Annotated in this window: 14 protein-coding genes; 4 read left to right on the top strand and 10 right to left on the bottom strand. The window is 72.3% G+C overall.

The window, feature by feature from the left end:
• The first annotated feature begins 28 nt into the window (after positions 1–28).
• Positions 29–1,081: an aminotransferase class V-fold PLP-dependent enzyme gene (locus ROT00_RS01155; protein WP_404771702.1), complete on the top strand. Its 1,053-nt coding sequence runs from the start codon at positions 29–31 to the stop codon at positions 1,079–1,081.
• A 20-nt stretch (positions 1,082–1,101) separates the two neighbouring features.
• Here the strand turns inward: ROT00_RS01155 and ROT00_RS01150 are convergent, their stop codons facing one another.
• Genes ROT00_RS01150 through ROT00_RS01135 form a run of 4 tightly spaced genes read right to left on the bottom strand, consistent with a single transcriptional unit; the run spans position 1,102 to position 4,591 of the window.
• The gene (locus ROT00_RS01150; RefSeq protein ID WP_404771701.1) at positions 1,102–1,878 is read right to left on the bottom strand and encodes a fumarylacetoacetate hydrolase family protein; all 777 of its coding nucleotides are present in this window, start codon (positions 1,876–1,878) and stop codon (positions 1,102–1,104) included.
• 10 nt (positions 1,879–1,888) lie between these two features.
• On the bottom strand, positions 1,889–2,377 hold the full coding sequence (locus tag ROT00_RS01145) for a GNAT family acetyltransferase (RefSeq protein ID WP_404771699.1): 489 nt from the start codon (positions 2,375–2,377) through the stop codon (positions 1,889–1,891).
• Positions 2,374–3,489 carry a branched-chain amino acid aminotransferase gene (locus ROT00_RS01140; RefSeq protein ID WP_404771698.1) on the bottom strand — a complete coding sequence of 372 codons (1,116 nt, stop codon included), beginning with the start codon at positions 3,487–3,489 and terminating at the stop codon, positions 2,374–2,376. The genes ROT00_RS01145 and ROT00_RS01140 overlap by 4 nt, the downstream gene beginning before the upstream one ends.
• 28 nt (positions 3,490–3,517) lie before the next feature.
• Positions 3,518–4,591 (bottom strand): 3-isopropylmalate dehydrogenase, encoded by a 1,074-nt coding sequence (locus ROT00_RS01135; RefSeq protein WP_404771697.1) that lies wholly within the window; start codon positions 4,589–4,591, stop codon positions 3,518–3,520.
• 136 nt (positions 4,592–4,727) lie between these two features.
• Between ROT00_RS01135 and ROT00_RS01130 the strand changes: the two genes are divergently transcribed.
• A complete protein-coding gene (locus ROT00_RS01130) occupies positions 4,728–4,988 on the top strand; it encodes a DUF6458 family protein (RefSeq protein ID WP_404771696.1) in 261 nt (86 codons plus the stop codon).
• Between the two features lie 118 nt (positions 4,989–5,106).
• Here ROT00_RS01130 and ROT00_RS01125 read toward each other — a convergent pair whose 3' ends face one another.
• Positions 5,107–6,732 carry an MFS transporter gene (locus ROT00_RS01125; protein ID WP_404771695.1) on the bottom strand — a complete coding sequence of 542 codons (1,626 nt, stop codon included), beginning with the start codon at positions 6,730–6,732 and terminating at the stop codon, positions 5,107–5,109.
• 70 nt (positions 6,733–6,802) lie between these two features.
• Here ROT00_RS01125 and ROT00_RS01120 point away from each other — a divergent pair, with 70 nt between their 5' ends.
• Positions 6,803–7,363: a TetR/AcrR family transcriptional regulator gene (locus ROT00_RS01120; RefSeq protein ID WP_404771694.1), complete on the top strand. Its 561-nt coding sequence runs from the start codon at positions 6,803–6,805 to the stop codon at positions 7,361–7,363.
• 178 nt (positions 7,364–7,541) lie between these two features.
• Here the strand turns inward: ROT00_RS01120 and serA are convergent, their stop codons facing one another.
• The 4 genes from serA to ROT00_RS01100 all read right to left on the bottom strand — a co-directional run bounded on the left by serA (position 7,542) and on the right by ROT00_RS01100 (position 11,035).
• The gene (gene serA, locus ROT00_RS01115; protein ID WP_404771692.1) at positions 7,542–9,131 is read right to left on the bottom strand and encodes a phosphoglycerate dehydrogenase; all 1,590 of its coding nucleotides are present in this window, start codon (positions 9,129–9,131) and stop codon (positions 7,542–7,544) included.
• 154 nt (positions 9,132–9,285) lie between these two features.
• Positions 9,286–9,729, bottom strand: a complete 444-nt coding sequence (locus ROT00_RS01110) for a hypothetical protein (RefSeq protein WP_404771691.1) — start codon at positions 9,727–9,729, stop codon at positions 9,286–9,288.
• Position 9,730: 1 nt separating this feature from the next.
• The gene (locus ROT00_RS01105; protein ID WP_404771690.1) at positions 9,731–10,258 is read right to left on the bottom strand and encodes a DNA polymerase III subunit gamma/tau; all 528 of its coding nucleotides are present in this window, start codon (positions 10,256–10,258) and stop codon (positions 9,731–9,733) included.
• A 9-nt stretch (positions 10,259–10,267) separates the two neighbouring features.
• The gene (locus tag ROT00_RS01100; RefSeq protein ID WP_404771689.1) at positions 10,268–11,035 is read right to left on the bottom strand and encodes a copper homeostasis protein CutC; all 768 of its coding nucleotides are present in this window, start codon (positions 11,033–11,035) and stop codon (positions 10,268–10,270) included.
• Positions 11,036–11,164: 129 nt separating this feature from the next.
• Between ROT00_RS01100 and ROT00_RS01095 the strand changes: the two genes are divergently transcribed.
• Positions 11,165–12,052: a hypothetical protein gene (locus ROT00_RS01095; protein WP_404771687.1), complete on the top strand. Its 888-nt coding sequence runs from the start codon at positions 11,165–11,167 to the stop codon at positions 12,050–12,052.
• Between the two features lie 31 nt (positions 12,053–12,083).
• On the opposite strand, the gene ROT00_RS01090 is transcribed toward ROT00_RS01095, so the two are convergent.
• A complete protein-coding gene (locus ROT00_RS01090) occupies positions 12,084–12,524 on the bottom strand; it encodes an RbsD/FucU family protein (protein WP_404771686.1) in 441 nt (146 codons plus the stop codon).
• Between the last annotated feature and the right edge of the window lies 1 nt (position 12,525).

The raw sequence follows: 12,525 nt of genomic DNA, 5'->3' as shown, positions 1-12,525 counted from the left end.
TGAATCGCCCGCGGCGGAGACTCGTGGCATGCATCCGGTTCGATCAGCATTCCAGGCGGGGCGCGGCTACCTCGCCGCCTGCACCCTCGGCCTGCCGGCCGCCGCGACCCGCGACGCCGTGCGCGCCGACCTCGAGCGGTGGAGCGCCGGCCGGGCCACCGCCCCCGACTACTCCGCCGCCCTCGAACGCGCCCGCGGGCATGCCGCGACGCTCCTCGGCACCGCCGCCGAGCGCATCGCCACCGGATCCCAGGTCTCCGTCTTCACCGGCATCGCCGCGGCCTCCGCCCCGGCGGGCGCCGAAGTGCTCTGCGTCGACGGCGACTTCTCCTCCGTCGTCGCGCCGTTCCTCGCCCGCGGCGATCTCCGCGTGCGGCACGTGCCGATCGACGCCCTCGCCGACGCGATCAGCGAGCGCACCTGGCTCGTCTCCTGCTCGCTCGTGCAGTCCGCGACCGGCGAAGTGGCGCGGATGGCGGAGATCTCCGCCGCCGCCCGGGCGAACGGCGCCCTGCTGCTCGTCGACACGACGCAGGCGACCGGCTGGATGCCGACGACCGGTATCGACGCCGACCTCGTCGTGTGCCACGCGTACAAGTGGCTCGGCGCCCCGCGCGGGGCCGCGTTCGCCGCGTTCTCCGACCGGGCGATCGCCGAGTTCGCCTCGCACACGACGGCGGGCTGGTACTCGGGCGGCGACCCCTGGGCGTCCTGCTACGGCCCGGAGCTCTACCTCGCCGAGGGCGCGCGCCGCTTCGAGGTCTCCCCCGCCTGGAACGCCTGGGCCGGCGCCGAGGCCGCCCTCGGTTTCGCCGCGTCGCTCGACCTCGCCGGCGTGCGCGACTACGATCTCTCGCTCGCGAACGCGTTCCGTGCGGCGATCGGGCTCGAGGCATCCGACAGCGCGATCGTGAGCTGGCCCGACGAGACCGGCTGCGACCTCGCCGCGCTCACCGCCGCCGGGATCGTCGCCTCCGGGCGCGCCGGACGCGCCCGCGTCGCGTTCCACCTCTGGAACGACGAGGAGGATGTCGAGCTCGCCGCCCGCGCCCTCCGCGGCGCCGCCGTCGCCTCGCGGTAGCAGCCGCGCGGCGCGTACGCCTACTGCGCGGCCGCGCGCACCGGGTTCTGCAGCGTTCCGATGCCCGACACGGTCACCTCGACCGAGTCACCGTCGACGAGCGGGCCGACGCCCGCGGGCGTGCCCGTCAGGATCACGTCGCCCGGCAGCAGCGTGAACACGCTCGAGGCGTACGCGACGATCGCCGGCACCGAGTGCACGAGGTCGGCGAGCCGGCCCTGCTGGCGCACCTCCTCGCCCACGCGAGTCTCGATCGTGCCGTTCGCGAAGTCGACGTCGGTCTCGATGACCGGGCCGAGCGGGCAGAAGGTGTCGAATCCCTTGGCGCGGGTCCACTGGCCATCGCGGCGCTGCAGGTCGCGGGCCGTGACGTCGTTCGCGACCGTGTAGCCGAAGATGACATCCTCCGCGTCCTCCTCGCGCACGTTCCGCGCGATGCGGCCGATGACGACGGCGAGCTCGCCCTCGTGCTCGACCTGCTCGCTCTGCGGCGGCAGCACGATCGCGTCACCCGGGCCGATGACCGAGGTGTTCGGCTTCAGGAACAGCAGCGGCTCCGCCGGCGCCTCCCCGCCCATCTCGGCGGCGTGCTCGTGGTAGTTCTTGCCGACGGCGACGACCTTCGAGCGCGGGATCACCGGTGCGAGCAGCTTCACGGCGGCGAGCGGCACGCGCTCCCCCGTCGGGTCGAAGCCCGCGAACAGCGGGTCTGCCTTCAGCACGACGAGCTCGTGCTCGTCCTCGTCGACGATGCCGTAGGAGATGGTGTCGTCATGGCTGAACCGCGCGATCTTCATGCGCTCCAGCCTAGCCGCGGCTCGTCGAGGCATCCGGCCCGTCCGGGATGAGTCGCTTGCCGAGGCTCACCGCGTCGTCGAGCCGGTAGCCGAGCCGCTCGTAGAACGCGATCACCGCGGTGTTGGAGGTGCGCACCTGCAGGTTCAGCTTCGGACAGCCGCGCTCGAGCAGCAACCGCTCGACCTCCGCCATGAGCGCCCGCCCGAGACCGGTGCCCCGCTCGGGATCGGCGACCGCGAGGTAGTTCACCCAGCCGCGGTGTCCGTCGTAGCCCGCCATCGCGGAGCCGACCACCGCGGCAGACGCGGTCCCCTCCGCGACGAGGAACAGCTCGGGCTGCACCGTCAGCTTGCGCTCGATGTCGAGGTACGGGTCGTTCCACGGCTTCACGAGCCCGGCCGTGCGCCAGAGCGCCACGACCGCTTCCGTGTCCGAGACGGCGAACGGCCGGATCCGAAAGGACCCGGCCGTCGCGCGCTCCCTGGGAGCCGTCGTCATGCGTCGAGCCGGACCATCCAGCCGTGGCGGTCCTCGACTCGGCCGTACTGGATGCCGGTGAGCTCGTCGCGGAGCGAGAGCGCGAGCTCGGCCGCGGCATCCCCGTCGTGCACGATCTCGAAGTCCTCGGCGAGGAGGCGCCCGATCGGCACGACCACCGCGGCGGTGCCGCAGGCGAACGCCCCGACGATCTCGCCGGATGCCGCGCCCTCGCGCCACTCGTCGATCGACACCTTGCGGTGCTCGACCGTGAGGCCGCGGTCGCGGGCGAGCTGCAGGATCGAGTCGCGGGTGATGCCCTCGAGGATCGAGTCCGACTCGGGCGTGATGAGGCGGCCGTCCTTCGTGACGAGCACGACGTTCATGCCGCCGAGCTCCTCGAGGTTGCGGTCGTCGTCGAGGAAGAGCACCTGCTGGCAGCCGCGCTCGGCCGCCTCGGCCTGCGGCAGCAGGCTCGACGCGTAGTTGCCGCCGGTCTTCGCCGCGCCCGTGCCGCCCTTGCCGGCGCGTGCGTACTGGGTCGAGAGCCAGATGTTCACGGGCTTCACCCCGCCCGGGAAGTACGCGGCAGCGGGGCTCGCGATGAGGTAGTACGCGACCTTCTTCGCCGGGCGCACGCCGAGGAACGCCTCCTTCGCGAACATGAAGGGACGCAGGTAGAGGCTCGTCTCGGCCTGACCGGGCACCCAGGCGCCGTCGACCGCGATGAGCTGGCGCAGCGAGTCGAGGAAGATCGACTCGGGCAGCTCCGGGAGCGCCATCCGCTTCGCGGAGCGCTGCAGACGGGCGGCGTTGGCCTGCGGACGGAACGTCCAGATCGAGCCGTCGGCGTGACGGTAGGCCTTCAGGCCCTCGAAGATCTCCTGCGCGTAGTGCAGCACGGCGGCGGCCGGGTCGAGCTGGATCGGGCCGTACGGCGAGACGCGCGGGCGGTGCCAGCCGCCCTTCTCGCTCCAGCAGACGTCGACCATGTGGTCGGTGAAGTGCTGACCGAAGCCCGGGTCGGCGAGGATCGCCTCGCGCTCGGCGTCGGGCTTCGCATCGGGGTTGCGCACCGTCTGCCAGATGAGACCGGCGGCGGTGGGGGCCTGAAGGGGAAGGTCGATGGTCATGGTCGTCTTCTTTCGGATGCTACGGATGCTACGAGTGCGCGGGCTGCAGGGCCTGGATGCGTGCTGCGATCTGATCGCCGATCTCGGAGGTCGATCGGGGCCGCTCGCCGCGCTCGGCGACGTCGGCGGCGATCGCCCGGTCCACTCGCTCGGCCGCCTCCGCCTCGCCGAGGTGGCGGAGCAGGAGCGCGACGGAGCCGATGGCCGCGGTCGGGTCGGCGATGCCCTTCCCGGCGATGTCCGGCGCGGAACCGTGCACCGGCTCGAACATGCTCGGGAACGTGCCGTCGGGGTTGATGTTGCCCGAGGCCGCGAGTCCGATGCCGCCGCTGATTGCGCCGGCCAGATCGGTGAGGATGTCGCCGAAGAGGTTGTCCGTGACGATGACGTCGAATCTACCAGGATCCGTGACGAGGAAGATCGTCGCGGCGTCGACGTGCAGGTAGTCGACGGTCACCTCGGGGAACTCCTCGGCGACGCGGTCCACGGTGCGCTTCCACAGCGAGCCGGCGAACACGAGCACGTTCGTCTTGTGCACGAGCGTGAGCTTCTGGCGCGGGCGGCCCGCCGCGAGCGCGAAGGCGTAGCGCACGACCCGCTCGACCCCGTACGCGGTGTTCACCGAGACCTCGTTGGCCACCTCCGCCGGCGTGCCGACTCGGATGGCGCCGCCGTTGCCGACGTACGGGCCCTCGGTGCCCTCGCGGACCACGACGAAGTCGACGTCGCCGGGCTCGGCGAGGGGGCTCCGGACGCCCTGGTACAGCACCGAGGGGCGGAGGTTCACGTAGTGGTCGAGGTCGAAGCGCAGCTTCAGCAGCAGACCGCGCTCGATGTTCGCCCCCGCGAGTCGCGGGTCGCCCGGCACGCCGCCGACCGCGCCGAGGAGGATCGCGTCGTGCGACTTGATGGCGGCGAGATCGGCGTCGGTGAGCACGTCGCCGGTCTCGAGATAGCGGGCTGCGCCGAGCGAGAACTCGGTCCGGTCGAACTCGATCCCGCTGCCGGCCGTCGCCGCGTCGAGCGCCTTCAGCGCCTCCGCCACGACCTCGGGACCGATGCCGTCACCAGGGATGACCGCGAGTTTGACCGTCGTTACCATGAATTCTCCTTCGAGCGCCAGCCCCTCCAGCGTAGTGTCCCGCGTGCGGCGCTGCGCGCTACGCTCGGGCCCGGACGAGGCATCCGCCTCATCGAACCGGGGCGCGATCCGCCCCGGAGAGAGAAAGGGGTCCGTCATGAGTCTCGGATTCGGCATCCTGCTCGTCGTCATCGGTGCGATCCTCGCGTTCGCCCTGAACGTCGCCGTCGACTGGATCGACCTGCAGCTCGTCGGCTACATCCTGATGGGCGCCGGCGTCGTCATCGTGATCATCGGCATCGTGCTGCTCGCCCGCCGTCGCCGCTCGGTCGCGACGTCGCAGACGAGCATCGATCCCGCCACGGGCGATCGCGTCACGCGCACCGAGCGCAGCGCGCCCGACGACGAGGTCTACTGAGCCGCGTTCCACTGACGGGTCGCACGTGAGCGACCCGTCGCGGAACGGCGAACGGCCGCCGCCCGGGTGGGCGACGGCCGTTCGCTGCGTCTGGATGCCGCGCTCAGCGCGTGCCGGCTCAGTGCTCGGCGGGCTCCCGCGACGGGTCGGGGTTGCGGAGCGTCAGCGCCGCGATCGTCGCCGCCACGAGCATGAGGCCGAAGCCGATGAGCGAGGTGACGAGCACGCCGCCGTCGAACGCGACCGCGGCCGCGTCCATGAGCTGCTGCGCCTGGCTCGCGGGGAGGTCGGAGGCGACCGCCGCGGCACCCGCCAGGGTCTCGCGTGCGGCATCCGCCTGCTCGGCCGTGAGCGACGAGGGCACAATCATCGAACTCGCGTAGTGCGCGGCGATGATGCTGCCGAGCACCGCGGTGCCGAGCACCGCGCCGAGCTCGTACGCCGTCTCCGACACCGCCGAGGCGGCACCCGCCTTCGCGGGCGGCGCGCTCGTCAGGATGAGCTCGTTCGACACCGTCTCGGCCATGCCGATGCCGATGCCGAGCATCACGAAGGCGATGATGACCGCGGCCATCGAGCCCTCGGACGCCCCGAACGCGACCACCAGGTAGCCGCCGGCCGACAGGGTCAGTGCGACGGGCACGAGGATGCGCGCCCGGACGCGACGCGAGATCGGCACGACCACGAGGCCGGCGATGATCATGACCACGAGGCCCGGGAGCAGCGCGAGTCCGGCGTTCACCGGCGACAGCCCCGCGATGATCTGCAGGTGCTGCGACACGAAGTAGAGGAAGCCGACGAGCGAGACCACGCTCAGCAGGTTCACGAGCACGGCGCCGCCGAAGGGTCCGGTCGTGAACAGCCGTACGTCGAGCATGGGCGACTCGCTCGCGAGCTGGCGGCGCACGAAGACGTAGCCGGCCACGAGCCCGATCACGATCGAGGCGATCGCGACGAGGTCGACGCCCTCGGTCGCGATGTGCTTGATGCCGAACACGACCGGGGCCATCGTCGCGAGCGAGAGCAGGATGCTACACACGTCGATGCGGCCGGGCGCGGGGTCGCGGCTCTCGGTGATGAGGATGGGCACGAGCACGAGCAGCGGCACGAGCACCGGCACCGCGAGGAGGAACACCGAGCCCCACGGGAAGTGCTCGAGCAGCACGCCGCCGACGAGCGGGCCGAGGGCGCTGCCGGCGGCGAAGCCGGAGGCCCAGACGGCGATCGCGAGGCGGCGCTGCTCACGGTCGGTGAACAGCGAGCGCAGCAGCGACAGCGTCGAGGGCATGAGCATCGCGCCGAAGAAGCCGAGCGCGGCGCGGGCCGCGATGAGGGCGGCCGCCGTCGGGGCGAAGGCCGCGAGGATCGACACGAGGGCGAAGCCGATCGAGCCGATCAGGAGCATGCGGCGACGGCCCCAGCGGTCGCCGGCGCTGCCCATCGCGACGAGGAGCGCCGCGAGCACGAGCGGGTACGCGTCGATGATCCAGAGCTGCTCGGCCGCGGTCGGCGCGAGGTCGCGCGAGATCTCGGGCAGGGCGAAGCTCAGCACCGTGTTGTCCACGGAGACGAGCAGGGTGGGCAGCATGAGCACCGCCAGCGCGAACCAGGCGCGGCGGGGCGCACGGCCCGTGCTCGCGGGATCGCCGACGCCGCTCGGCCGGGCGGCCGGTCGGGGCGTCGGATCCGTCGAGTGGCCGAGGCGTTCGGTCGACGACGTGCTGGTGTTCTCGTTCATTTCCATCTCAGTTTCTGTACCGTCCGGCTGGTATAGTAACAGATATGCGCCCCGCTTCGCACCTAGGATTGTGCCGATGAGCCGACCCCCAGCCGCCCGAGAGGCGGTGCTCGACGCCTTCGAGCACCTCATCGCGAGCGAAGGCGAGCGCGCCGCCACGATCGAGGCGACCGCGCGCGAGGCCGGCGTCTCCAAGGGCGGCCTGCTCTACCACTTCGGCACCCGCCAGGCGCTCATCGAAGGGCTCATCGAGCGGCTCCACCGCCTCATCGAAGAGGACATCGAGCGCATCGACAGCGCCCCCGACGGCCCCATCTCCTACTTCGTGCGCTCCTCCGTGCAGATCGAGACGCCGCTCGACCGCAGCTTCATCGCCGTCGTCCGGCTCGCGCAGGGCGGCGACCGCGAGGCGGGCCGGGCGATCGACGAGGTGCGCCAGCGCTGGCTCGACGTGCTCGGCCAGTACGTCGACGACCCCTCGCTCGCCATCGCGATCGCGCTCATCGGCGACGGGCTCTACTACCACGCGGCCACGCGCGCCGAGGCGGTCGACCGCCCCGTCTCGACGGGCGACTTCACGCCGAAGCAGATGGACGAGCTCGTCGCCCTGCTCGAGCGTCTCTCCGCCCGCGGCTAAGCCGCTCCCCCGGGCCGTCCGGCTCCGACCCGAACGCCGGCTCGCGCCATCCCCCTGCCCCGCGTCATCCGCCCCTCACCGACGTGCCCGACTTTCATGAAAGTCGGGCACGTCGAGTGAAAGAGCGTGCCCGCCTTTCCATGAAAGGCGGGCAAGCCGAAAAACGCGGGCGGGCTGCTTACTCGGTGATGTCGATCTCGACGAACACCTGCGCGTCGATCGCCTCGCGGACGCGGTCGAGCACCTCGGTCGGCACCGGCGAGTCCACGGTCAGCACGCTGAGCGCGGTGCCGCCGGCCTCGCGGCGGGCGATCTGCATGCCCGCGATGTTGATGCCGGCCTCGCCGAACTCCTGGCCGTAGATCGCCACGATGCCGGGGCGGTCGGCGTAGGTCATCACGATGTGGTGCTTCGCGATCGGCACCTCGAGGTCGTAGCCGTCGATGCCGACGAGCTTCTCCGACTGCTTCGGGCCCGTGAGCGTGCCGGACACCGAGACCTGCGTGCCGTCGGCGAGCGCGCCGCGCAGCGTGATGACGTTGCGGTACTCGGGGCTGTCGGACTCGGTGATGAGCCGCACCTGCACGCCGCGCTGCTCGGCGAGGAGCGGGGCGTTCACGTAGGAGACGCTCTCCGAGACGACGTTCGTGAACACGCCCTTCAGCGCCGCGAGCTTCAGCACGCTGACGTCGTAGTCGACGAGCTCGCCGCGCACCTCGACGTCGAGGCTCGTGAGGGCGCCGTGCGCGAGACCCGAGAACAGCTGGCCGAGCTTCTCGACGAGCGGGATGCCGGGACGCACGTACGGGTCGATGACGCCGCCGGCGACGTTCACCGCGTCGGGCACGAGCTCGCCGGCGAGCGCGAGGCGCACCGACTTCGCGACCGAGATACCCGCCTTCTCCTGCGCGTCGTCCGTCGAGGCGCCGAGGTGGGGGGTGACGATGATGTTCGGCAGACCGAGCAGCGGCGACTCCTTCGGCGGCTCCTGCACGAAGACGTCGAGGGCGGCGCCGGCGATCTCGCCGGAGACGAGGGCGTCGTGGAGCGCGGCCTCGTCGACGAGGCCGCCGCGGGCGACGTTCACGACGTAGGCGGTCTTCTTCATCTTCGCGAGCTGCTCGGTGCCGATCATGCCGAGCGTCTCGGGGGTGCGGGGCATGTGGATCGTCACGAAGTCGCTGCGCTCGAGCAGTTCGTCGAGCGAGACGGTCTGCACGCCGAGCTGCTGCGCGCGGGCCGCGGTGATGTACGGGTCGTAGGCGATGACCTCCATGCCGAAGGCCTGCAGGCGGGCGGTGATGAGCGCGCCGATGCGGCCGAGGCCGATGATGCCGACGGTCTTCTCGTAGAGCTCGGTGCCGGTGTACGCCGAACGCTTCCACTGCCCCGCGGAGAGCGAGACGTGGCCGGCCGGGATGTGCCGGGCGAGGCTCAGGATGTGGCCGATCGTGAGCTCGGCCGCGGAGATGATGTTCGAGGTGGGCGCGTTCACGACCATGACGCCCGCGGTCGTCGCGGCCTTCACGTCGACGTTGTCGAGCCCGACGCCCGCGCGGGCGACGACCTTCAGCTTCTTCGCGGCGGCGATGGCCTCGGCGTCGACCTGGGTGGCCGAGCGGATGAGGATCGCGTCGGCATCGGCGAGCGCGGACAGCAGCGCCGTCCGGTCGGTGCCGTCGACGTTGCGGACGTCGAAGTCGGGCCCGAGGGCGTCGACGGTGGCGGGCGAGAGTTCTTCGGCGATCAGCACGACCGGCTTTGACACGAACGGTTCCTTCGGGGCATGCGCGCAGCGAAGCGCGGGTTGCGGTGGGGGTGCATGCGCCACACGCCGTGGGGGCGCCTTGCGCCAATGCTACTGGAGTGTGACGAAGCGTCTCGTTCTGTGACGCCGGAGTGCGCGCGGGCGGCGCTCGGCCTCAGCCGAGGTCGAGCCCGTTGAGGCCGAACAGCACGGCGACGTCGGCGCTCAGCACCTGCACGAGCGCGTAGCCCACGACGAACAGGGCGAGCTGGCCGAGCGGTCCGCGCTTCCGGCCGAGCCAGAAGGCGAGCGCATAGACCGCGAACGGCACCACCACGCCGATGATGAGCACGACGACGCCGGAGACGGTGAGCCCGACGCCGAGGGTGTCGGCGTAGACATTCAGGCCGACGAGGTTGCCGACGGCCTCCCACACGTCGTACGCGTAGAAGACGCCGGCGATCGCGGCGATGACGACCGCGAGCCAGAGCGGGGTGGCGGGGCGGACGGATGCCTCGGCCGAGCCGGACTCCGCGGGCGCTGCCGCACCCGTGGGCTCGGCGACGGTGCGCTCGGTCTCGGTCTCGGGCTGCTCGGCGGGAGCGGATGCGTCGGTCATGTCAGCCTCGCAGCAGGAACGGGATCGGGACGAGGAGGATGGCGCCGGCGACGAGCCAGAGCAGCCGGGCACGGTGCCGCTCGGCGCAGAGCCACAGCGTCACGCCGAACCAGAGCGCGGGCGCGAGCACCGCGAACCAGCGGCCGAGGGCGTACATGAACGTCGCGACCGGGTCGGTCAGCTCGGGCGGCGGCGTGGTGGCGACGATGAGCCAGCCGACCGCATAGAGCAGGTAGACGCCGCCGAGGATGCCGAGCACGACGAGCTCGACCGATCCGGTCTGCCCGGCGCGGTCGGCCCCGTCGGGCGCTTCCGAGGAACCGGACGCATCGCCGTCAACGGTCGCGGCCGTCACCTCGGTCGAGGCATCCGGTGCCGTTGAGGCATCCGCCGCGGTCGGGGCATCCGCCGCGCCCTGCGTGTCAGGCGCCGTCGTCGCCCGACCGACCCGCTTCCAGCCGGGAGCGAGCGTCGCGTCGTCGTCACCCGCCCAGCTGAGGGCCTCGTCGTCGGATTCGGGGTGGGCCATGCTCCCAGCCTAGTCGCGGGGCCCCGTCGCGACTCCCCCGGCCGCCGCGATCGCCGCCGCGACCAGGGCCGCGTCGGTCTCGTCGAAGCCGTCGACGCCGCCGCCCGGGCCGCTCGCGCCGCCGCGCAGCGCCCGGCCGCGCGCCGAGAGGTGCACGGCGTCCGCACCGGCGGCGGCGAGTGCCGGGATGTCGTCGATCCGCACGCCGCCACCCGCCATGATCTCGAGTCGCCCCTCGGCGGCGAGCGCCATGCGCTCGAGCATCGGGAGACCCGCACGGCAGTCGGGGGCGCCGCCGGAGGTGAGCATGCGCCGGACGCCGAGCTCCGCGAGCGCGGCGACGGCGGCGAGCTGGTCTGCGGCGGCATCCACCGCCCGGTGCACGGTGACCGCGGCGTCGCCCGCGGCATCCCGGAACTCCGCGATCGCGTCGAGGTCGAGCCGACCGGACTCGTCCAGCGCGCCGACGACGACGCCGTCGGCGCCGAGCCGCACGGCGAGGCGGATGTCCCGCACGATCTCGCGGCGTTCCTCCGCGTCGTAGACGAAGCCGCCCCCACGGGGCCGGATGAGCGCGTGCGCGAAGCCGGTGACGCCGCGCTCGGCGGCGGCGTCCGCGGTCGCCTCGATCAGCCCCGCCGAGGGCGTGAGCCCGCCGAGCCCGAGGGCGAGGCACAGCTCGACCCGGGCGGCGCCGGCGTCGAGCGCGATGCGGGCGCCCGCCGCATCCTGCACGGCGATCTCGACGGGAAGCGGGCGACGGGGCTCCTGGGTCATCGGGCCAGGCTACCGGCCACTCGCGGATGCCGGTTCGATCGGCATGACGGCGCGCGAGACGGGGGCTACGCACGCGGCCCGCTCGTCCAATAGGCTCGTCGCGACATCCGAGCGCCTGGAGGGAATCGCGTGGCTGAGCAGCGGAAGAAGAAGGTCGTCCGCGTCGAGACGGCGGCGTCGAAGGGCGCCTCCGGACGCCAGGGCGCCGCGGGCGGCGGGTCCGGATCCGGCGATGCCGTCGAGCCGGCCCCCGGCTGGACGCCGACGCCCGAAGCGAAGGCGAAGGCGACCCGTTTCCGCATCATCGCCGGCGTGCTGTGGCTCCTCGCCATCGCGGGCGAGGCCGTCGCGATCTTCTGGGTGCTCCGACAGAGCCCGGTGAATCTCTGGCTGCTCATCGGCCTCACCGTCGTCATCGGCGCGCTCGCGATCACCGGCTCCGTGCTCTGGAAGAAGGCGAACCGGCTCGACCCGGCGTCGAAGCAGGACACGGTGCGCTTCTTCGTGCAGAACCAGCTCGGCGCGATCATCGCGGTCATCGCGTTCCTGCCGCTGATCGTGCTGATCTTCACGAACAAGGACATGGACGGCAAGCAGAAGGCCATCGCGGGCATCATCGCGATCGTCATCGGCGGCGGGGCCGTCGCCCTCGGCGTGGACTACGCCCCGCCGTCGGTCGAGCAGTACACCGAAGAGTCGAACATCGTCGCCCAGCTGACGGGAGAGGACCTCGTCTACTGGACGAAGTCGGGCTCGGTGTTCCACGTCTGCGCCGATGTGCCCGACGTCAACAAGGAGTCGCAGGACAACCAGATCTACGAGGGCACCGTCGCCGAGGCGCACGCCGCCGGCAAGGACCGGCTGACGAAGCGCTGGGAGAGCGAGGCCGTGAACTACTGCGGCTACACCGAGGCGCAGGTCGAGGCCGTCAAGGCCGGCACGGATGCGCCCGCGAGCGACGCCCCGGCCGAGACGCCCGCCGAGGAGGAGCCGGCCGAGACGCCGGCGGCGAACTAGCGACTCGCTCGCACCGTTCGCACGCGCCCCGCTACTCGGCGGGCGCGATCGGCCCGGCCGCGCGCACGACGCCCTTCCGCAGGATGAGGTTGCCGTACGCGCGCAGCTCGCCGCTCCGGACGACGAGCCGCGCCCGCGCGGCGCGCTCGTAGAACGCGAAGCGCTCGAGCGAGTCGACCCGACCGGGCGCCGCGGCGGCGGCCGCGACGAGCTCGCGCTGCACGGCCGGCGGCTCCGGGTCCTCGGACGTCATCAGCAGCACGGCCGGCGCCTCGTAGGCGTCGACCGGCAGCACGGTGCGGATCGCGGCGACGAGCTCGGGCGACGGGATCCCGGCCGCCTCGACGACCGGCGCCCCCGCCGTGTACGCGGGGAAGTTCGCGTCGGCGACGACGAGCTCGTCGCCGTGGCCGAGCCGGTCGAGCGCGGCGAGCAGCTCGCCGGTGAGCAGGGGGTGGATGCCGTGCAGCATG

It is taken from the genome of Agromyces mediolanus, from assembly GCF_044917495.1.
Lineage (GTDB): Bacteria > Actinomycetota > Actinomycetes > Actinomycetales > Microbacteriaceae > Agromyces > Agromyces mediolanus_B.
The sequence above is the reverse complement of the archived record's forward strand: the minus strand, read 5'-3'. Positions and strand labels throughout refer to the sequence as shown.

What these genes read in the sequence shown, in the direction of transcription:
- ROT00_RS01155 (WP_404771702.1), top strand. Translation starts at nt 29, where the DNA reads ATGCATCCGGTTCGATCAGCATTCCAGGCGGGGCGCGGCTACCTCGCC.
- ROT00_RS01150 (WP_404771701.1), bottom strand. Translation starts at nt 1,878, where the DNA reads ATGAAGATCGCGCGGTTCAGCCATGACGACACCATCTCCTACGGCATC.
- ROT00_RS01145 (WP_404771699.1), bottom strand. Translation starts at nt 2,377, where the DNA reads ATGACGACGGCTCCCAGGGAGCGCGCGACGGCCGGGTCCTTTCGGATC.
- ROT00_RS01140 (WP_404771698.1), bottom strand. Translation starts at nt 3,489, where the DNA reads ATGACCATCGACCTTCCCCTTCAGGCCCCCACCGCCGCCGGTCTCATC.
- ROT00_RS01135 (WP_404771697.1), bottom strand. Translation starts at nt 4,591, where the DNA reads ATGGTAACGACGGTCAAACTCGCGGTCATCCCTGGTGACGGCATCGGT.
- ROT00_RS01130 (WP_404771696.1), top strand. Translation starts at nt 4,728, where the DNA reads ATGAGTCTCGGATTCGGCATCCTGCTCGTCGTCATCGGTGCGATCCTC.
- ROT00_RS01125 (WP_404771695.1), bottom strand. Translation starts at nt 6,732, where the DNA reads ATGGAAATGAACGAGAACACCAGCACGTCGTCGACCGAACGCCTCGGC.
- ROT00_RS01120 (WP_404771694.1), top strand. Translation starts at nt 6,803, where the DNA reads ATGAGCCGACCCCCAGCCGCCCGAGAGGCGGTGCTCGACGCCTTCGAG.
- ROT00_RS01110 (WP_404771691.1), bottom strand. Translation starts at nt 9,729, where the DNA reads ATGACCGACGCATCCGCTCCCGCCGAGCAGCCCGAGACCGAGACCGAG.
- ROT00_RS01105 (WP_404771690.1), bottom strand. Translation starts at nt 10,258, where the DNA reads ATGGCCCACCCCGAATCCGACGACGAGGCCCTCAGCTGGGCGGGTGAC.
- ROT00_RS01100 (WP_404771689.1), bottom strand. Translation starts at nt 11,035, where the DNA reads ATGACCCAGGAGCCCCGTCGCCCGCTTCCCGTCGAGATCGCCGTGCAG.
- ROT00_RS01090 (WP_404771686.1), bottom strand. Translation starts at nt 12,524, where the DNA reads ATGCTGCACGGCATCCACCCCCTGCTCACCGGCGAGCTGCTCGCCGCG.